Origin of the sequence: Alkalihalobacillus sp. MEB130 (genome assembly GCF_032335535.1) — a bacterium.
Lineage (GTDB): Bacteria > Bacillota > Bacilli > Bacillales > Bacillaceae_D > Halalkalibacter.
Genome location: NZ_JAOANA010000001.1, coordinates 72917 through 91893, shown reverse-complemented (window position 1 = coordinate 91893; position 18977 = coordinate 72917). Strand labels below are relative to the sequence as shown.

The window sequence follows — 18977 nt, the reverse complement described above, 5'->3', positions numbered from 1 at the left end:
GAGTAGTACAAAAGTAAAGGGTGGGTAATGTATGTCAGTCGAGACAAAAGGACTGTTCGGTAAAGAACAAATTGAATCATTCTCGAATGGACGCAACGAACCAGAATGGGTTCGCGACATTCGTTTAAAAGGCTTAGAGTTAGCTGAAACAGCTGAACTTCCAAAGCCAGATAAAACAAAAATTGATAAGTGGACGTTTACTCAAACTCGCTTTGATATGAATCAAAAGCCAAAAGCTACGTCTGTAAAAGCATTGCCAGAGGCGCTTCAAGCATTAATTGGCGAAGAAACAGCTGAGCAAAACTTACTTGTTCAACAAGACACAACAGCAGTTTACGTTAAAACAAATGCTGAATTAGCTGAAAAAGGGGTTATTTTTACTGACATCCAAACGGCTCTTCATAAGCATGTGGATCTTGTAAAGCCATACCTTTTCGGTGAAGCAGTTAAGCCACAAGAAAACAAGTTGCTAGGTTTGCACGCAGCACTTTTAAATGGTGGAGCATTTATTTATGTACCAAAAAATGTTCAAGTGGAAATTCCATTACAAGCTGTATTCTCACTTGAGACACCAGAAGCCATTTTTTCTAACCATGTGATCGTGGTTGCTGAAGAAAATAGTTCTGTTACGTATGTGGAAAACTATATCTCTAACGTAGAAAGTGCAGCAGCACTTAATGTTGTTGCAGAAGTATATGCAAAAGCGAATGCAAAAGTAGCTTTTGGAGCTGTTGATAACGTTGGTAACAACGTAACAACGTATGTAGTACGTCGTGCTCATGTTGACAAAGATGCTCGTATTGACTGGGCTCTTGGTCAAATGAATGACGGAAACACGGTTTCTGAAAATACAACTCACCTAGTGGGTGACGGTTCTTGGGCAGATACGAAGACGGTTTCGATCGGTCGCGGAGAGCAAAAGCAAAACTTCACGACACAAATTTTCCACCACGGAAAACATTCTGAAGGTCATATCCTGAAGCATGGTGTTATGCGTGAAGCAGCTACTTCTATCTTTAACGGAATTACAAAAATTGAACACGGTGCAACAAAATCAAACGGTGTTCAAACAGAGCGCGTTCTTATGCTTAGTGAGAAAGCGCGTGGAGATGCAAACCCAATTCTTCTTATTGATGAAGATGATGTAACAGCAGGTCACGCCGCATCTGTCGGTCAAGTAGATCCACTTCAAATGTTCTATTTAATGAGCCGCGGGATTTCTCGTAAAGAAGCAGAACGTTTAGTGATTCACGGTTTCTTAGCGCCTGTTGTGGAGCAACTTCCAATTGATTCTGTTAAGGATCGTTTAAGAGAGGCAATTGAAGGGAAAGTTCGCTAATGAATGCCAAAGACATCAAAAAGCAGTTTCCGATACTTGATCAAAATGTAAACGGAAATCCGCTTGTCTATTTGGATAGCGCGGCAACATCTCAGAAGCCACTAAAAGTCATTGAAGCGATTGATGATTATTACCGTCGCTATAACTCAAATGTTCATCGCGGAGTTCATACGCTTGGAACCCTTGCAACCGATGGGTACGAAGGCGCACGTGAGAAAGTCCGTAACTTTATTGGAGCAGACTCAATTGAAGAGATTGTGTTCACGCGAGGTACAACAACAGCCTTGAATTTAGTTGCTTCTAGTTATGGACGCGACAACTTGAAAGAAGGGGATGAAATTGTGATCTCAATGATGGAGCATCACAGCAACATCATCCCTTGGCAACAAGTGGCAAAGGTAACAGGAGCAACGTTAAAATATTTCCCTCTTCAGCCTGATGGTACACTTGATCTAGCTGAAGTAGAAAAAACGATAACGGAAAACACTAAGATCGTTTCTGTTATGCATGTTTCAAACGTACTTGGTACGATCAATCCAATTAAAGAAATTGCTGAAATTGCTCATCGCAATGGAGCGATTATGGTTGTGGATGGTGCTCAAAGTACACCGCATATGAAGGTTGATGTAAAAGACCTTGATTGCGACTTCTTCGCCTTCTCAGGTCATAAAATGGGTGGTCCTACGGGAATCGGAGCCCTTTATGGCAAAAAGCATCTCCTAGAAAAAATGGAGCCGATTGAATTTGGAGGAGAAATGATTGACTTTGTTGGATTACAAGATTCAACATGGAAAGAGCTTCCTTGGAAATTTGAAGGAGGTACTCCCATTATTGCAGGTGCTATTGGACTAGGTGCTGCCATAGACTTTTTAGAAGAGGTCGGTTTAGATAACATCCTGAAGCATGAGCATGAGCTTGCTGAATATGCAATAGAGCGTTTATCTGAAATTGATGGTCTTACAATCTTTGGCCCTAAAAAGCGTGCAGGTGTGGTAACATTTAATTTGGATGATGTTCATCCACATGATGTGGCAACTGTATTAGATGCAGAGGGGATTGCTGTACGTGCCGGTCATCACTGTGCGCAACCACTTATGAAGTGGCTTGATGTTACAGCTACAGCTCGTGCTAGCTTTTATGTGTACAACACGAAAGAGGACGTTGATGCACTTGTCACTGGACTAGTAAAAACAAAGGAGTACTTTGGCGATGTCTTCTAATTTAGATACACTTTACAGACAGGTCATTATGGATCACTACAAAAATCCTCGTAACAGAGGGGAATTTGATGGCGATACCGTTACTGTAAATATGAACAACCCAACTTGTGGGGACCGGATTCAAATTCAAATGAAAGTAGAAGATGATAAGGTTACGGATGCAAAATTTGTTGGTGAAGGTTGTTCGATTAGTTTAGCCTCTGCTTCGATGATGACTCAGGCTATTAAAGGCTTGAAGTTGGATGAAGCAGTAGCGATGTCGAATATTTTTTCAGATATGATGCTCGGAAAAGATTACGATGATGAGCGTTTTGACTTAGGTGATATTGAAGCACTACAAGGTGTGGCGAAGTTTCCTGCTCGTATTAAATGTGCGACCCTTGCATGGAAGGCAATGGAAAAAGGAATCAACGACCAAAAAGAGTAGTGCCCTTGAGCGTACGGCTACGCCGGCTCAAACATTAGAAGGAGGCTTTCACAATGGCGAAAAAAATGCCTGATATCGGAGAATATAAATATGGGTTCTCGGACAAAGATGTTTCGATTTTCCGTTCAAAGCGTGGATTAACGAAAGAAATCGTTGAAGAAATCTCACGCATGAAAAATGAACCACAATGGATGTTAGATTTCCGTCTAAAATCATTAGAACTATTTTATAAAATGCCCATGCCGCAATGGGGCGGAGATTTAGCTGAACTAAACTTTGATGACATTACGTACTATGTTAAGCCATCAGAGAAGTCAGAGAAGTCTTGGGATGAAGTACCAGAAGAAATTAAAAACACGTTTGATAAACTTGGGATCCCTGAAGCTGAACAAAAGTATCTTGCTGGGGTATCTGCTCAATACGAGTCTGAGGTTGTCTACCACAACATGAAGCAAGAACTAACAGACCTAGGCATTCTTTTCACCGATACAGATACGGCGTTAAGAGAGCATGAGGACATTTTCAAAGAGCACTTTGGAACGATTATTCCTCCATCTGATAACAAGTTTGCAGCACTAAACTCAGCAGTTTGGTCTGGTGGATCATTCATTTACGTACCAAAAGGCGTAAAAACAGATACACCTCTTCAAGCGTACTTCCGTATTAACTCTGAAAACATGGGTCAATTCGAGCGTACACTAATCATCGCTGATGAAGATAGCTCTGTACACTATGTTGAAGGATGTACAGCACCAGTTTACTCAACTAACTCACTACACAGTGCGGTTGTTGAAATCATCGTTAAAAAAGACGCATATTGCCGTTACACAACGATTCAAAACTGGGCACCGAACATTTTTAACTTAGTTACAAAGCGTGCAGTAGCAGATGCTGGTGCAACAATGGAATGGGTTGATGGTAACATCGGTTCTAAGTTAACAATGAAATACCCAGCTGTTGTAATGCGTGGTGAAGGGGCAAAAGGAACGATCCTTTCAATTGCAATCGCAGGGAAAGGGCAGCACCAAGATGCTGGTGCGAAAGTACATCACCTAGCACCTAACTGTTCATCTACGATTGTATCGAAATCAATCTCAAAACACGGTGGTAAAGTAACATACCGTGGGATCTGTCACTTCGGCCGTCGTTCAGAAGGCTCTAAGTCGAAGATCGAGTGTGACACACTCATCATGGATAACGAATCAACATCAGATACGATTCCATACAACGAAATTCTAAACAACAACATTACGCTAGAGCACGAAGCAACGGTATCAAAAGTATCAGAAGATCAACTCTTCTACCTAATGAGCCGTGGTATTTCTGAGCAAGAAGCTACAGAAATGATCGTAATGGGCTTCATCGAGCCATTCACAAAAGAACTTCCAATGGAATATGCCGTAGAAATGAACCGTCTTATCAAGTTTGAGATGGAAGGATCTATCGGGTAATAAATTCAAAAGAAGCAAACCTCAGGGTTTGCTTCTTTTTGCTTTAGTGGAGTAAAGAGGGGTCTGACCCCAAAGTGATTTTACACTCTACTAAACTACAAAACTTTGATAGTTCTTTGCGTATTATGTTTAAGACCAGTTATAGAACTGAAAAAAATTATAGTTTCATTGTTTAGCTTTCTATGAATCTGTCAATGATGCTAGGGAGGTGAGAGAAATGATAAAAAATATAATACTATATAGCACGATACTATCTCTTATGTTTGGTTTGTACACTTTTCAATCTGTAAGTGGAGATACAATTAAGGAAAACAAATTAGAAGATATGATGGCTGTGGCTGATAAAAAAGAAATTGCAATCAATTCGTGGATCGTCTATTCCAAACACGAAATGAAAATGGCAAAAGATCATGAGACTGTCGATAAATACATAGTAGAGATGATAAATGAAAAAAGTGAGTTTCAGTGGGCTGAAGAAGAAGTCAGGGACAATGAATACAGAAAAGTAGTAGGAACGAAGAAAAATTTAGAGATGAAAACGGATGAGCGCTTCGTTTTAACAGCTCACGAAAGCATGGGACAGCAAATGATCAATATTACTCACCAAATAACAGGGGTTGATTGGAATGATGAGATCTCAAATATCATCACTGAACAAACTCAAGGAAATGATAACTATGCGACTGTAAAAGCAACAGTGCCCCGTAATGGTCAAGATCTAGAGAATCTAGCAACAAATTTTGTAGAAGATTTTGCTGGCGAAGTAAAGGAAGGCATAATAGAGGATCATTTTGTTTCGTTATCAGCCTACACGAACCAATGGGAAAGCGGCATTGAAATTAATGCAACAGAACAAATTAATCTCCAAATTGGTGTAAGAGATATAGGAGAAGCTGGCACAGTTGAACTCACAATTGGAACGCCTATTATTACAGCAGAGTACTAATGATCTGAGTTAGATTCCTGAAAAAGAGCAAGAAAAGGATTTGAGGAAACGAAAGAAGAGTTAGATTCCTGAAAAGGAGAATGAAGAGAATTTGAGGAAACAAAAGAGGAGTTAGATTCCTGAAAAAAGGGAAAAAAAGAATTTGAGGAAACAAAAGAGGAGTTAGATTCCTGAAAAAGAGCAAGAAAAGAATTTGAGGAAACAAAAGAGGAGTTAGATTCCTGAAAAAGAGCAAGAAAAGGATTTAAGGAAACGAAAGAGGAGTTAGATTCCTGAAAAAAGGGAAGAAAAGAATTTGAGGAAACAAAAGAGGAGTTAGATTCCTGAAAAAGAGAAAGAAAAGAATTTGAGGAAACAAAAGAGGAGTTAGATTCCTGAAAAAAGGGAAGAAAAGAATTTGAGGAAACCAAACTGTAGGATACATATTTTAGAAAGAGATGAGAGCATCTTAGACTTTTGTCTAGAAAAGATGCTCTTTTTTGTTCCTAAATTGATATAAATCACTAGAGAAATGGTATCAATCGTTTCTTCAAAGAGAAGAGCGCTTAAAAAGCTAAGAAAATCATTTCATGTTAAAATGACAAGGTAAAGATGGACGAGGAAGGAGTTGGCTAGAATGATTTATGTTGGGCTTGCTGGTTGGGGTGATCATGATGATTTATATATAGGTCCAAGAACCGGGCAATCCAAATTAGAAATCTATGCCGGGCATTTTCCAATTGTTGAAATAGACTCGTCTTTTTATGCTGTTCAACCGTTACGTAATATGGAAAAGTGGGTATTCGAAACGCCCTCTTCTTTTCAATTTGTGGTCAAGGCGTATCAAGGTATGACCGGGCATCAGCGCGGGTTTGCTCCGTTTGAAACGAAAGAAGAGATGTTTGAAGCCTTTAGACAATCACTTGTCCCTCTCCTTTCTTCAAGTAAATTAGCCATGGTTCTTTGTCAGTTTCCACCATGGTTCGATTGCAAAAAGGAACATGTTCAGTGGATTCGCTATGTAAAAGAACAACTTCAAGGATTACCTGTTGCTCTTGAGTTTCGTCATCGTTCTTGGTTTGAGGGACCGATGAAAAAGAAAACCCTGCAATATATGCGAGAAGAAGAGTGGATTCACAGCATTTGCGACGAACCCCAAGCTGGAACACGCTCTATACCGACGATACTTGAACCGACAAACGATGATAAGACACTCATTCGTTTTCACGGACGAAATGTACATGGCTGGAATGACCCAGGTGACGGTACATGGAGAGATGTCCGATATTTATACAAATACAACGAAGAAGAGCTTCAAGCATGGAAAGAACATATAAATAAACTAACCAATCACACGAAAGACATTTTCATTATCTTTAACAACAACTCCGGCGGAGACGCCGCAACCAACGCAAAACAACTCATAGAACGACTACAAATTGAATATCATGGTCTTGCACCTAGACAACTCGATTTGTTTTCTTGATAATAGAGTTAGTTCCCAAAGGGCGACCTTCCCTTTGGGAACTAACTCGAAGCGATGAGCGAAGCCGCCGTAAACGGTCTTAAGCTTTTTGAGTGCAGTTCTCAAAAAGCGCACGGCGAGAGAAGCCATCGCAAACAGGATTGCACATAGTGAGGCAGAAAGCCGCTTCCTTTACAAACTGCCTCGAACGCGTATATACAGAAATCAGGTGAAATAGATGTTGTGGATAATCTTGGTTCTTGTTGGATTAATTGGGGGGACGTTAGGAAGTTTAATGGGGCTTGGTGGGGGTATTGTGGTTGTACCAGCATTGCTCATGCTAGGGAGTCTTACGCTTCTTGAGATCACGCCACAAGTGGCTGTGGGAACGTCTCTATTAATTATGATTTTTACTGGTATTTCAGCAACGATCGCCTATATGAAACAAAAGAAAGTCGATTATAAAAGCGGATTGCTCTTTTTTAGTGCAAGCGGTCCAGGTGCGATTGTAGGCACGTGGTTAAATCGAGGGTTTGATGCAAGTTCGTTTCAAATTTACTTAGGATTGTTTATTTTATTTGTCTCATTTATCCTATTTATCCGAAAATATCTTAAACCTCTTCCACGTTCAGGGAAGGGAATCGAGAGAACATATACGGACGAAGCAGGAACGGTTTTTACATATGGATATCGAATCATTCCAGTGTTAGCGATTGCCTTTGTGGTTGGAATGCTGTCGGGTTTATTTGGAATTGGTGGAGGATCACTTCTTGTACCAGCGATGATTGTACTATTTGCCTTTCCTCCACATTTAGCTGTAGCAACTTCGATGTTTATCATTTTATTATCAGCGGTGGTAGGGTCAATCTCACATATTATACAAGGAAATGTAGACTGGCTTTATGCGGTGGCTTTACTACCTGGAGCATGGTTTGGCGGGACACTAGGAGCTGCTATTAACCGAAGATTATCGAGTGAAAAAGTGGTATTTGTCTTACGCTTCATGCTCATTGTAATGGCGTTTCGACTAATTTATGAAGGATGGACGATGTAAGGTTTATAGAAAAGGGGGATCTACCATTGGCGATGGAAAGGGTTACGATATTCCACTCAAATGATATACATAGCTGTTTTGACCATTGGTCGCAAATGGTTGCACATATAAAAAAAGAACGAGATGAACATACATTATATTTAGATCTTGGCGATCACGCGGATCGTAGCCATCCAGTTACGGAAGCGCTTGTTGGAAAAGGAAACATCGCTTTGCTGAACGCGGCAAAAGCGGACTATGTCACAATAGGAAACAATGAAGGGGTGACGTTTTCAAAGGATCAACTAAAATCCTTGTATGATCATGCTACGTTTCAGGTTTTGCTTGCGAATGTAGTACACGCAGATGGCAGTAAGTTAGACTGGGCTAAACCTTATCACATTCATCAAATGAGCAATGGCGTGAAAATTGGTTTAATTGGTCTAACTGCACCGTTTCTCCATTTTTATGAGCTATTAGGCTGGAAAGCTCTCTCTCCTCTAGATGTATTAAAAGAATATTTGCCCGAGTTAAAAAAAGAAGCAGATATCGTTGTACTCATGTCCCATCTAGGGTTGAAAACGGATGAAAAGATTGCCGAAGAATTTGAAGGAATTGATGTCATTTTAGGAGCCCATACTCATCATGTTTTGCCGACAGGCCTTTATATCAATAATACGCTCATTGTCCAAGCGGGGAAAAATGGAGCCTACTTAGGCAAAATTGAAATTCAATATGAACGATTAACAAATTCTATTTATAGAAAAGAAGCTGTTCTCCTTGATGTTGCCAAACAACAAACGGATGAACAGACGGACAACCTGTTAAGCGAAATGAAAGAAAAAGCGAACCAACTTCTAAATCATCCGGTTGCCACTCTACCTATGAAGATGCCAGTGAAATGGCAGGAACATACAGAGGCAGGACAAATGCTGTGTGATGCTGTAACGGAGTGGTGTGGGGAAGAAATAGGGATGCTCAATGCCGGAGTGCTCCTTGACTCATTGGAGAAAGGCCCAATTACGAAAGGTGATATCCACCGAATTTTGCCTCATCCTATTAATCCTTGTGTTGTTACGTTAACAGGAGAAGCATTAGAACAAACTATACAAAGGTCGTTAACAAAGGAGTTAACCCATTTGGAAGTAAAGGGGTTTGGTTTTCGAGGTAAGGTGTTGGGAAAAATGCTTTTTTCCGGAATTGAAATCGATGAAAAGAATGGGATCTCGATTCTTGGGCAACCGATAGAAAAAGATCGCTTGTATAAAGTAGCAACGTTAGACATGTACACATTTGGGTTCCTATTTCCTGCCATTGCTGAATCAAAAGACAAGAAGTACTTTATGCCAGAGTTTCTCCGCGATGTACTCACTTGGAAACTGAAGCAAAAATGGACGTGAGATAGCATCACGACTCCTGACTAATTTTCATATCGTACTAATGAGATTGATCTGAGAATTAGGATAGGAGGGAATATCAGTGCTTGAGATGAACCCAATTCAAATTGAAGGTGAAACGTTTATTGCTGTTACGTTAAAGTTGCCAAAAACAAATTTTATGGCAGTTACAAATGATACAGGATACATTATGTGTGGGGCACTTGACATTAATCTCTTTAATACAAACCAAAAACTAATTGACCGCAAAATTGTAGCAGGGCGTGCAGTAGGAGTAAGAACCATCGATCAACTATTAGAAGCCCCTTTAGAATCCGTCACATTAGAAGCTGAACAACTAGGAATCACCGCAGGAATGAAAGGCAAAGACGCCTTACTTAAGATGAAAGATTCCTAAACCAAAAGGGCGCACTTCCCTTTTGGTTTAGGAATCGAAGCGGTGAGCGGAACCGCCGTAATGTTTTAAGCTATTTTGAGCGGTTTTCTCAAAATAGCGCACGGCGAGAGAAGCCACCGCAAACGGTCTTGCGGATAATCAGGCCAAAAGGGCGCACTTCCCTTTTGGTTTCGCTGTTTTCGTAAAATTGTTGCTATGAAATAGTTTTTCTTTATAGTGAAATGGAGCGGAAGTCACTCGACTCCAGCGGGAATGCAGAGGTAGGGGCGAGACCCCTCTGGCGTAGCCGAGGAGGCTCGGCACCTCCTTGCGGGTGCGAGTGACTGAAGCGCAATGGAACGAATATGAGGAGAACACGTATCCCATAAAAACAACAAAGTATGCGAAAACAGCCTTTAGGAATCGAACAATCATTAGCCGTTGAGAAATAATTCTCAACGGCTTTAAGGTTGTGTAGCTTTACAAAGGAGAAACAACATAAACCACAAAAATCGACAAAATGATTCATTTTTCTAGTTAAACTGACTAAGTTTTACTTGCACACTGATCTTTATGCTGTAAACTGTTGATAAGAGATAATTCAGGTGTAAGTTGAGGAAAAGAGTGCGAGTTCTCTATGTTCTGTAAGCGTAATGTTTGTATAGAACGGTCACTAGAAGGAGATGGACATGAGGTTAGTTGCGGTAAGATCAGTAACAGCGGGAGCAATACTTGCTAAACCTATCTATAATGACAATGGTCAAATTCTTCTCTGTGAAGGAGTAGAGTTAACAGAACGTTCTCTTACTCGACTATATGAACTGGGGATTTCTTTCATTTATATTCATGATAAGAGAACAAATGATATTGAAATTGAGACAGGTGTTTCGCTCGAGACGAAACGAAAAGCACTCAAAGCTATTAAATCGGAATTTCAAGCGATCTCCAATCAAGTAAAGCTGAAAAAGTCATTAAATCTTGACCATTTTGAAAAGGATTTTGCTGTTATTATTCGAGCGATCTTATCGGATATTAAAAATAATGATAATGCGTTAACTCTTTTATCAGATATGTTCGTCTATGATAGTTACATATTTACACATTCCTTAAATGTAACCGTCTATACGTTAGGTCTTGCCGTTGACCTTGGCTTTTCAGACAAACAACTCATGGATATTGGACTAGGTTCTTTGTTACATGACGTTGGAAAAATGGTAATTCCATTAGAAATTTTAAATAAGCCAGGGCGATTGACTGATGAAGAATTTCAAGTGATGCAAGAGCATTCGATGGCTGGTTTTAATATTTTACGAAACATTCCCAATCTTTCTTTGCTGTCGGCACATTGTGCACTTCAGCATCATGAACGCCTAGACGGGACAGGCTATCCTCGTGGGCTGAAACATGATGATATCCATTATTATGCGAAGATGATTGCAATTGCAGATGTGTTTGATGCGGTTACGTCACACCGGGTGTATCGGAAACCGATGCTTCCTCATGAAGGGCTAGAGCTGCTTTACTCCGGCGTTGGCAATCAATTTGACCAAAACCTTGTTGAGGCATTTAGACGAACAGTAGCCATCTATCCGGTCGGATTAACAGTAACGTTAAGTGATCAAAGGGTAGGAATCGTTGTAAAGCAAAATAAGCAACTAAGCACACACCCAGTTGTCCGTATTATAGAAGAAAATGGTGTGGAGCTAAAGGAAACGTACGATATTGATTTGATGAAGCAATATAATGTGACCATTGTGGCAACAGAAGCAACATTAGCAGCTGCAGCGCAATGAGATCAATAATAGATAAATAGAAAAAGCAAGTCGCAGTTTGCGGAGGAACTTGAGAAATGCCTTTTTCAATCCCTTCCTTATGCGAACTTGCTTTTTTTAAAATCCCCATCGAAGATACATCGTAAGCGTACAGCATTGAGCATCTCCAACGTCGCCCCGCAACGTAAAAGTAACGCCCGTAGGAGAATAGGATGTTTCAACAACAGTAGGGACACCCGTTTCTCGTATAAGTCGATCCACTTCTGCATCATCACTAGCTTGAGCTGCATCCATTAATTGAGTCATCTTCTCTCGGGAAGATACGAAATGATTTATAATCGTTTGACCATGCTCTAGCAATGTTTGGTAAGTAACCAATGATTTCTGAAAGAAGCTTATATCAACAGGGGGAAAAGGAGAATCTTGTTGACGGTAATAGTAGGGATATAGATTTCTGTAATGATAATAAAACACCTCATTCCATCCTTCCTACACATGAGTAAATTCATCCCTATACTATATGCAAAAAATTAAATAGAGGACCTCTTTACCCATGCGCAGTAGTAAAGAGGGGTCTGACCCCCGGAAATAATTCCAGGAAATAAGTCATAAAAATATGTACAAAAAAACGAGTAATAAGTTGTAAAATTGTTGCCTTGGCTATACAATAGACAATGTATCATTTTGCAAATTAATTCCTTTTTTTGCAAAATGCCAAATTTTAAAGATATAAGGGGGAAATTCACATGAAAAAGTTAAGTTTCTTAATGATGCTAGCTCTTATGTTAGTACTAGCTGCTTGTGGTGGTGCAGACGAAGCTGAGCCTGAAGTTGATGGCGGAGCAGATGCAGGTGAAACAGAAGATGCTGGTGAAGCAGAAGCTGGTGGGTTTACAGATATTACAATTATGACTGGTGGAGAGCAAGGTACATACTTCCCACTAGGTGCTGCACTTGCAAACAATATTATTAATGCAAACATTGAAAACGTTGACGCGGCTTCGTTCTCTTCTGGAGCTTCTGTTGTTAATATTAATGGAATCGTTGATGGAGATGCTGATCTTGCTTTAGCTCAAAATGACATTGCATATTATGCAAGTCAAGGTATCAACATGTTTGAAGAAGATGGTGCGTTAGAAGGATTCCAAGGAATTGCAACGCTTTACCCTGAAGTAATCCAAATCATCACTGCTGCTGATAGTGGCATTGAAACAGTTGAAGATTTAGTAGGTAAGCGTATTGCTGTTGGTGATATCGGTTCTGGTGCTGAAGCAAACGCTCGTCAAATCTTAGAAATTCACGATATCACATATGATGATATCACTGCAGAATACATGGGCTTTGGTGACGCTGCTGGAGCAATCCAAGATGGCAACATCGATGCTGCTTTCATTACTGCTGGTTTACCAACTGGTGCGGTTGAAGCACTTAAAGCAACAAAAGATATTAATCTTGTTGCCATTAGCTCAGAGAAAATTGCTGAGTTAGCTGCTGAGTACCCTTATTACACAGAGTTCACAGTATCTGCTGACACGTATGATACAGAAAGCGACGTAACAACTGCAGCTGTTCTTGCTATGTTAGTTGTTTCATCTGATATGGATGAGGATCTTGTGTATGAGATTACAAAAGCAATGTTCGAAAACACGGAGCAATTCAGTAATGCTCATCAACAAGGTGAGAACATCACATTAGAAACGGCATTAGATGGTATGCCAATCGAAGTTCACCCAGGTGCACAACGTTTCTATGATGAGAACTAAAAAAAAACATGTTAGCAAAAAGGCATTGCTTTTAAGCACTGCCTTTTTGTTCCTTTTTATGATTGCTATCTGGACTGCCACTTCAGTTAAGAAACAAGAATATTTTTTGCAAATTTACCTACCTTATGAAGATACCGTTTTTTTTGAAGCACCGATTGAACAAAATGATACGTTTTACCATGAATATTTACATTCTGTTGAACTGTCACCAGTTAGAGAGTATTTTAAGGTTGATGAGCATTACAAGCTTATTGCTACAGAAAGTTGGACGAAATCTTTTGGTGCAGGGCTTCCCTACGAAACAAAAGATAAACTTGAGAATATCGATGGCTTTTTTGTGATTCATGAAGAGCGAGAGTTAGAGTACTTAAATATTCTTCCTTCCCATTTGTATCCGCATAGTTTTCACTTTAAAGATCAGTCCGTCGACTTATCAGGAGAATTAAGTGGAGAGCGAATTCGCATACAAATCATTGAACACTAATCGTTTAAAGAATCAAAAGTTGATGCAAAGGAGTTGAAACCATGTCAAAGAAAGAAGAGATTAGCTATCAGGCCGATCCAGAAGTTGAGAAGAAAGTAAATGAACTTGCCGGAAGTGACCGTTCGGTGAGAGGGTGGATGGCTTTATTAATTTTAGGTCTTGCAATCGTGATGTCTTTGTACCATCTGTATACTGCAGGATTCGGCTTAATGCCGGGTGTTGGAACACGGTCTCATATGATTATTCACCTCACGTTTGGTCTAGTCCTTGTCTTTTTAATCTTTCCTATCAAAAGAGGGTTAGGGCAGACGAAAATTGTCTGGTATGATTTTATTATTGCACTAATTGCCTTATTTGTAGGGTATTATCTTTATGCGAACCAAACGTCCAATTCGATTTTAACTGGACGTATGACGGATATGGACAAATTTGTTGGGATTACATTGCTTGTCCTTGTTCTTGAAGCAACGCGACGTGTTGTTGGAAAACCACTCGTGATCATTGCTGGTATTTTTATTGCTTATTTCTTTTTAGGTCACCATTTAAATCCGCCATTTAGACACACAAGGGCGAATTTTGATAATTTTATTTATGAAATGACGTTTACATCTTCAGGAATTTTTAGTACACCATTATCGGTGTCAGCTGTGTATGTGTTTATTTTCATTTTATTTGGTGCCATATTAGAAGCAACAGGCGCAGGGAAAATGTTCATCGACCTTGCACTTCGAGCGTTTGGGAAATACAAAGGGGGACCAGCTAAAGCGGCTGTCGTATCCTCAGGGATGCTAGGGTCGATCTCTGGAAGTTCGGTAGCCAATGCCGTAACAACAGGGACCTTTACCATTCCTCTTATGAAAAAGGTTGGTTTTAGACCGCAAACAGCGGGTGGAATTGAAGTAGCCGCTTCATCTAGTGGTCAATTACTTCCACCTATTATGGGAGCTGCTGCGTTCTTAATGATCGAGTATACGCCATACACGTATGCAGAAATCATTCGTTCAGCTGCCATTCCAGCCATTTTAAGTTACATTGCGATTTTGTTTATGGTTCACATTGAAGCATCAAAACATAATATTAAAGGATTACCGAAAGAAATGCTCGTATCTGCTAGAAAAACGATGATTCAACACGGCTATTTGATTTTGCCAGTCATTGTTCTAGTGTATTTCCTAGTTCGAGGAAATACGGTTCCAAATGCCGCTTTCTTCTCGATTGTCATTTTACTCACATTAGCAGTGTTTACGCACCGCTTCCGTGAGAAGATCGGACCTGGAATTGTCATTGCTGTTGTGTTAGCTGGGTTAGCTTATGCGATGCATTTTGTTCTAAATTGGAATATTGAAATTGCAGTCATGGTGACGATTGGAGTCTTTATCGCTCTTTTCGTTGTACTTTTACAAAAGAGCTTCAAAGTGGACGCTGCTCCTGTTCGTTTCGGAACGAGAGAGTTATTAGCTGGATTTGAAATGGCTGCACGTAATTCATTAACGGTAGTAGTTGCATGTGCAACTGCAGGGATCCTAATTGGAGTTATTAACTTAACAGGCTTATCGGCAAAACTTCCTATTATTATCGTCGGTTTTGCAGGAGATAACCTGTATCTAGCTCTTGCATTCACCTTAGTGGCTTGCTTAATTTTAGGTCTCGGTTTACCGACAACAGCCACTTATGTAATTTTAGCCGCCATGGTAGCACCAGCTCTTGTTCAAATGGGTGTACCTATTATGGCTGCTCACTTATTCGTTTTATATTACGGTATTTTAGCTGATGATACGCCACCAATTAACTTGCCAGCCTATGCGGTTTCCGGGATTGCCAATTCTGAGCCGATTCGAACCGGGGTTCAAGGCTTCAAGTTTGACTCAGGTGCGTTGCTACTTCCATTTGTTTTTGCAACGAACACTGTCATTTTGTTATTGCCAGAAAATGCAGGTCTTTACTCATGGCCTGTTATTGCTCAAAATATATTTACGGCCTTACTAGGAATTATCGCGTTCGTTGTCTTTATTCAAAACTTCTTCTTAGTGAAGTTACGTTTCTACGAGCGCATTCTAGCGTTAGCTACAGCGTTGGTGTTTATCCATGGTTCATGGGTTACCGATACGATTGGAATTGCGTTATTAGCTTTATTAATTGCTGTTCAATTCATGCGCAAGAAAAAAGCAGATCAAGAAGGACAAACGGCAACAACTTAGTCAGATCATTTCACTGGAAATAAAAAGTCTGACAATTACAAGGGTCTAAATCTTTAGGGATTTAGACCCTTTTTTGTTTCGCTCTACAAAACCGATCGTTTAGCGTTAATGCAACTGTTACAACTGATAAAATCTTCCTAACTAAAGAAGACAACCTTCTGTTAAAATAAGAGAACGAGATTAACGAAACGAGGGAATGTAACATGAATCAAGCTGATCAAACGTACTTAGAACTATGCAAATATATTCTTGCAAATGGGATGAAGAAAGAAGATCGAACAGGGACGGGAACGATTTCGATCTTTGGTTACCAAATGCGATTTAACTTACAGGAGGGATTTCCGCTTCTTACAACCAAACGTGTCCCATTTAAATTAATTGTTAGTGAATTGTTATGGTTTTTAAAAGGAGACACCAATGTCCGTTATTTGCTAGAACATAATAATCATATTTGGGACGAGTGGGGGTTCCAAAAGTGGGTCGAATCAGAGGACTACACGGGGCCAGATATGACGAATTTTGGACTTCGAAGCCAGCAAGATGAGGAATTTAACACGGTGTATCAAGAACAATTGAAGATCTATCAAGATAAGGTTCTAAACGATGATGAGTTCGCGGCTCGTTACGGGGACCTGGGAAATGTTTACGGGAAACAGTGGCGCAGCTGGGAAGGGGCCAATGGAAAAACGTACGATCAAATTCAATACATTATTAACGAGATCAAACGCAATCCTGATTCAAGAAGGCTCTTATGTAATGCGTGGAGTGCTTCTGATTTAGAGAATCAACAGCTCCCGCCTTGTCATTATGCGTTTCAGTTTTATGTTGTAGACGGAAAGCTCAGTTGTATGTTTAACATGAGATCAAACGATGTGTTTTTAGGTCTTCCGTTTAATATTGCTTCCTATGCCCTCCTCACGCATCTTATTGCGCATGAATGTAATTTGGAAGTTGGGGAACTGATCTATACAGGGGCAGATGTCCACATTTATTCTAATCATGTGGAGCAAATAAACACTCAATTAAAACGTGAGCCAAGAGAATTACCAACGATTACATTAAATGAAAAGAAAGAAAGCATTTTTGATTTTGATGTAGAAGATATTGAATTAGTAGGATATAACCCTCACGGTGCGATTAAAGCGCCTGTAGCTGTATAACAAACAAGCTTCCTCATCTGAATGAGGAAGCTCTTTTTTCGATATCTCTTCTACTTTACTGCTCCGCACTCATTGAAATTTCATCCAATAACTGTCTAGAACGCTTCGCATTGCCTTCTGCAAAATTTTCCAATCGTGTTTTTAACACGTCGTTATCATGAATGCGTTCAGCGAGAATTAAATACGTTCTCATCATTTCTTCTTCTTGCTCTAAGCTTGCTTTCAATTGTTCCACTACACGGTCTGTTGAAAGAGTGTCTTCTCTGTCTCCATCGCGATCATAATCTACGTCATGGTTCATGAGTATCACCTCAATAAGAAATTTATGCTGTCTATAGGGTCGTCTATTTTCTAGAAAAATATGCTACTCGTTGTCTTATTAATAGATAAAGTATGATGCTACAGCGGGCCGTTCGTTCCTGTTTAGCGATTGCATCATTAGAGGAAAACCATTCGCTACGTACCGAGAAAGGATAATGGATGCCTTTCTCGGTTTAAAGAAGATGCAGCGAATTTACTAACATGTTCTAACCACTAATCTTTATTTGCGCGATCCGTCATACGCCAGTTAATAATCCCAATGACGATAAACAAAAAGAATAAGGCAATGTACACTCTCATGGACCATGTACCAAAATCGGTAAAGGCTAGGAATAACCAGAGCAGGGCAGCAATAAAATAAAAATAGCTACCAACAGGTATTTTTTTCATAAAGACCTCCTTTTCGAGCCATATGCATGGCACAACTCGAATGTGAAGTATGCAAAGAGCAATTCCATAGTAGCTCTTTTCCTTTCCTACCTATTATTAGTGAATAGTAACATATTTATGTGAGAAGCTATCTTGAATATAGAGAATCGTGTCGGGAATTGTGGAACGAATGGTGTAGGGATTTATGAAAATGTGGCGAAAATATGTACAAGAGGAAAGGGGAGTAAGTATTATGGAAAATCATAAAGAATTTACAGTACAAAATCATTATTTAGTGGAGATCGAACAAACAAGGGGAGTTGTCTCTAGTGACAATTTTAAAACATGGAGCTGGGACATTTACATTGCTCGTAATGAACAAGAACAATATCGAGGCAGGGCATTGGCTCCAGGTAAAGGAATTGAAATTCCATGGATGGAATTAAGCAAAGAAGATGTATTAGAAGAGATGATTTCCATTTGTGAACAACAAATGCCTAAAAATAGATAAGGACTCTTGACTCAAGAGTCCACACGAAACGACTAGGGTGATCCTAGCGTTTTTTTATTTTATGTTCATGATTTAGTATATGTCATGACAAAGTGCAAGACAGTTGTTTGTTCGGTAGGATTGACGTACGTATGCACTTTGTCAGCTTGAAATTTGATGGCATCATATTCATAAAGGTGGTATTCCTCATCTTCAATATGAATGATAAGTTCTCCAGCCATAACCGTTACATACTCGATGACACCAAGTTGGTGCGCACCAGGGCTGTATTGGCTTTTTGGCTTAAGAAAAGCTCGGTGTATTTCACTAGAACCATAGGTAGGAAGATCAAAAATAGGCTCTAACGTACAGGCTTCATTCGCACTTAGCACATTATTTCCTTCATGCTTTCGAGAAAGTTTGATTTCATTGTTTTCATTAAGCAAGAGGGAAATCGGGATTTTTAACCCATTGGCGATTTTCCAAATGATTGCTAAGGAAGGGTTGGCATCGCCACGCTCGATTTTCCCTAAAGTAAGTTTGCTAACGCTTGTCACTTCTGCTAATTGCTGCAAACTTAATTCGCGTTCTTGCCTTATTTTTCGCAACGTTAAACCAACTCGTTTGGCTAGTTCTTCTGCGTCTATTTGTGGTGATGGTTCCAAAAAGAGTTCCTCCTTTTGTGTTCGTTTCTCTGTTTTTCCATAATATATTAGTGGATTTTTTCCAATACATGGGATATATTATAGTTAACTATTAGTATATTATACTATAATTCATGCCCGTG

At 39.8% G+C, this 18977-nt stretch carries 19 protein-coding genes; 15 read left to right on the top strand and 4 right to left on the bottom strand.

The genetic code is table 11. The features are described from left to right. The first annotated feature begins 31 nt into the window (after window positions 1-31). The 10 genes from sufD (at window position 32) to N0O92_RS00455 (ending at window position 11426) form a co-directional block, all read left to right on the top strand. Window positions 32-1339: a Fe-S cluster assembly protein SufD gene (gene sufD / locus N0O92_RS00500; RefSeq protein ID WP_315612639.1), complete on the top strand. Its 1308-nt coding sequence runs from the start codon at window positions 32-34 to the stop codon at window positions 1337-1339. After that, window positions 1339-2559 (top strand): cysteine desulfurase, encoded by a 1221-nt coding sequence (locus tag N0O92_RS00495; protein ID WP_315612638.1) that lies wholly within the window; start codon window positions 1339-1341, stop codon window positions 2557-2559. Before sufD ends, N0O92_RS00495 begins: the two co-directional genes overlap by 1 nt. Beyond that, on the top strand, window positions 2549-2986 hold the full coding sequence (sufU, locus tag N0O92_RS00490) for a Fe-S cluster assembly sulfur transfer protein SufU (protein ID WP_315612637.1): 438 nt from the start codon (window positions 2549-2551) through the stop codon (window positions 2984-2986). The genes N0O92_RS00495 and sufU overlap by 11 nt, the downstream gene beginning before the upstream one ends. Window positions 2987-3039: 53 nt before the next feature. After that, window positions 3040-4437: a Fe-S cluster assembly protein SufB gene (gene sufB, locus N0O92_RS00485; protein ID WP_315612636.1), complete on the top strand. Its 1398-nt coding sequence runs from the start codon at window positions 3040-3042 to the stop codon at window positions 4435-4437. Window positions 4438-4654: 217 nt separating this feature from the next. Next, complete coding sequence (locus N0O92_RS00480; protein WP_315612635.1) at window positions 4655-5383, top strand: YwmB family TATA-box binding protein; 729 nt, start codon at window positions 4655-4657, stop codon at window positions 5381-5383. Between the two features lie 616 nt (window positions 5384-5999). Further along, window positions 6000-6848, top strand: a complete 849-nt coding sequence (locus tag N0O92_RS00475; protein ID WP_315612634.1) for a DUF72 domain-containing protein — start codon at window positions 6000-6002, stop codon at window positions 6846-6848. A 217-nt stretch (window positions 6849-7065) separates the two neighbouring features. Next, the gene (locus N0O92_RS00470) at window positions 7066-7881 is read left to right on the top strand and encodes a sulfite exporter TauE/SafE family protein (protein WP_315612633.1); all 816 of its coding nucleotides are present in this window, start codon (window positions 7066-7068) and stop codon (window positions 7879-7881) included. Window positions 7882-7913: 32 nt separating this feature from the next. Beyond that, entirely contained in the window at window positions 7914-9260 is a 1347-nt protein-coding gene (locus N0O92_RS00465; protein WP_315612896.1) for a bifunctional metallophosphatase/5'-nucleotidase, read from the top strand. Window positions 9261-9348: 88 nt separating this feature from the next. Then, window positions 9349-9654 carry a YunC family protein gene (locus tag N0O92_RS00460; protein ID WP_396334457.1) on the top strand — a complete coding sequence of 102 codons (306 nt, stop codon included), beginning with the start codon at window positions 9349-9351 and terminating at the stop codon, window positions 9652-9654. A 668-nt stretch (window positions 9655-10322) separates the two neighbouring features. Then, a complete protein-coding gene (locus tag N0O92_RS00455) occupies window positions 10323-11426 on the top strand; it encodes an HD-GYP domain-containing protein (RefSeq protein WP_315612631.1) in 1104 nt (367 codons plus the stop codon). Between the two features lie 96 nt (window positions 11427-11522). On the opposite strand, the gene N0O92_RS00450 is transcribed toward N0O92_RS00455, so the two are convergent. Further along, window positions 11523-11879, bottom strand: a complete 357-nt coding sequence (locus N0O92_RS00450) for a YuzC family spore coat inner layer protein (protein WP_315612630.1) — start codon at window positions 11877-11879, stop codon at window positions 11523-11525. A 272-nt stretch (window positions 11880-12151) separates the two neighbouring features. On the opposite strand from N0O92_RS00450, the gene N0O92_RS00445 reads away from it, so the two are divergent. The 4 genes from N0O92_RS00445 (at window position 12152) to N0O92_RS00430 (ending at window position 17010) form a co-directional block, all read left to right on the top strand. Further along, a complete protein-coding gene (locus N0O92_RS00445) occupies window positions 12152-13168 on the top strand; it encodes a TAXI family TRAP transporter solute-binding subunit (protein WP_315612629.1) in 1017 nt (338 codons plus the stop codon). Continuing rightward, window positions 13155-13652, top strand: a complete 498-nt coding sequence (locus N0O92_RS00440; RefSeq protein WP_315612628.1) for a DUF1850 domain-containing protein — start codon at window positions 13155-13157, stop codon at window positions 13650-13652. Before N0O92_RS00445 ends, N0O92_RS00440 begins: the two co-directional genes overlap by 14 nt. A gap of 41 nt (window positions 13653-13693) precedes the next feature. Continuing rightward, window positions 13694-15850 carry a TRAP transporter permease gene (locus N0O92_RS00435; RefSeq protein WP_315612627.1) on the top strand — a complete coding sequence of 719 codons (2157 nt, stop codon included), beginning with the start codon at window positions 13694-13696 and terminating at the stop codon, window positions 15848-15850. A gap of 203 nt (window positions 15851-16053) precedes the next feature. Further along, window positions 16054-17010, top strand: coding sequence for a thymidylate synthase (locus N0O92_RS00430; RefSeq protein ID WP_315612626.1), 957 nt, complete (start codon window positions 16054-16056; stop codon window positions 17008-17010). A 55-nt stretch (window positions 17011-17065) separates the two neighbouring features. Here N0O92_RS00430 and N0O92_RS00425 read toward each other — a convergent pair whose 3' ends face one another. Then, complete coding sequence (locus tag N0O92_RS00425) at window positions 17066-17311, bottom strand: hypothetical protein (protein ID WP_315612625.1); 246 nt, start codon at window positions 17309-17311, stop codon at window positions 17066-17068. A gap of 233 nt (window positions 17312-17544) precedes the next feature. Continuing rightward, window positions 17545-17721, bottom strand: coding sequence for a hypothetical protein (locus N0O92_RS00420; protein WP_315612624.1), 177 nt, complete (start codon window positions 17719-17721; stop codon window positions 17545-17547). 232 nt (window positions 17722-17953) lie between these two features. On the opposite strand from N0O92_RS00420, the gene N0O92_RS00415 reads away from it, so the two are divergent. Further along, window positions 17954-18211 (top strand): hypothetical protein, encoded by a 258-nt coding sequence (locus N0O92_RS00415; protein ID WP_315612623.1) that lies wholly within the window; start codon window positions 17954-17956, stop codon window positions 18209-18211. A gap of 65 nt (window positions 18212-18276) precedes the next feature. Here the strand turns inward: N0O92_RS00415 and N0O92_RS00410 are convergent, their stop codons facing one another. Beyond that, window positions 18277-18855: a helix-turn-helix domain-containing protein gene (locus tag N0O92_RS00410; protein ID WP_315612622.1), complete on the bottom strand. Its 579-nt coding sequence runs from the start codon at window positions 18853-18855 to the stop codon at window positions 18277-18279. Between the last annotated feature and the right edge of the window lie 122 nt (window positions 18856-18977).

Coding starts and splice junctions, on each gene's coding strand:
- sufD (WP_315612639.1), top strand. CDS start 32: ATGTCAGTCGAGACAAAAGGACTGTTCGGTAAAGAACAAATTGAATCA.
- N0O92_RS00495 (WP_315612638.1), top strand. CDS start 1,339: ATGAATGCCAAAGACATCAAAAAGCAGTTTCCGATACTTGATCAAAAT.
- sufU (WP_315612637.1), top strand. CDS start 2,549: ATGTCTTCTAATTTAGATACACTTTACAGACAGGTCATTATGGATCAC.
- sufB (WP_315612636.1), top strand. CDS start 3,040: ATGGCGAAAAAAATGCCTGATATCGGAGAATATAAATATGGGTTCTCG.
- N0O92_RS00480 (WP_315612635.1), top strand. CDS start 4,655: ATGATAAAAAATATAATACTATATAGCACGATACTATCTCTTATGTTT.
- N0O92_RS00475 (WP_315612634.1), top strand. CDS start 6,000: ATGATTTATGTTGGGCTTGCTGGTTGGGGTGATCATGATGATTTATAT.
- N0O92_RS00470 (WP_315612633.1), top strand. CDS start 7,066: ATGTTGTGGATAATCTTGGTTCTTGTTGGATTAATTGGGGGGACGTTA.
- N0O92_RS00465 (WP_315612896.1), top strand. CDS start 7,914: ATGGAAAGGGTTACGATATTCCACTCAAATGATATACATAGCTGTTTT.
- N0O92_RS00460 (WP_396334457.1), top strand. CDS start 9,349: ATGAACCCAATTCAAATTGAAGGTGAAACGTTTATTGCTGTTACGTTA.
- N0O92_RS00455 (WP_315612631.1), top strand. CDS start 10,323: ATGAGGTTAGTTGCGGTAAGATCAGTAACAGCGGGAGCAATACTTGCT.
- N0O92_RS00445 (WP_315612629.1), top strand. CDS start 12,152: ATGAAAAAGTTAAGTTTCTTAATGATGCTAGCTCTTATGTTAGTACTA.
- N0O92_RS00440 (WP_315612628.1), top strand. CDS start 13,155: ATGATGAGAACTAAAAAAAAACATGTTAGCAAAAAGGCATTGCTTTTA.
- N0O92_RS00435 (WP_315612627.1), top strand. CDS start 13,694: ATGTCAAAGAAAGAAGAGATTAGCTATCAGGCCGATCCAGAAGTTGAG.
- N0O92_RS00430 (WP_315612626.1), top strand. CDS start 16,054: ATGAATCAAGCTGATCAAACGTACTTAGAACTATGCAAATATATTCTT.
- N0O92_RS00425 (WP_315612625.1), bottom strand. CDS start 17,311: ATGAACCATGACGTAGATTATGATCGCGATGGAGACAGAGAAGACACT.
- N0O92_RS00420 (WP_315612624.1), bottom strand. CDS start 17,721: ATGAAAAAAATACCTGTTGGTAGCTATTTTTATTTTATTGCTGCCCTG.
- N0O92_RS00415 (WP_315612623.1), top strand. CDS start 17,954: ATGGAAAATCATAAAGAATTTACAGTACAAAATCATTATTTAGTGGAG.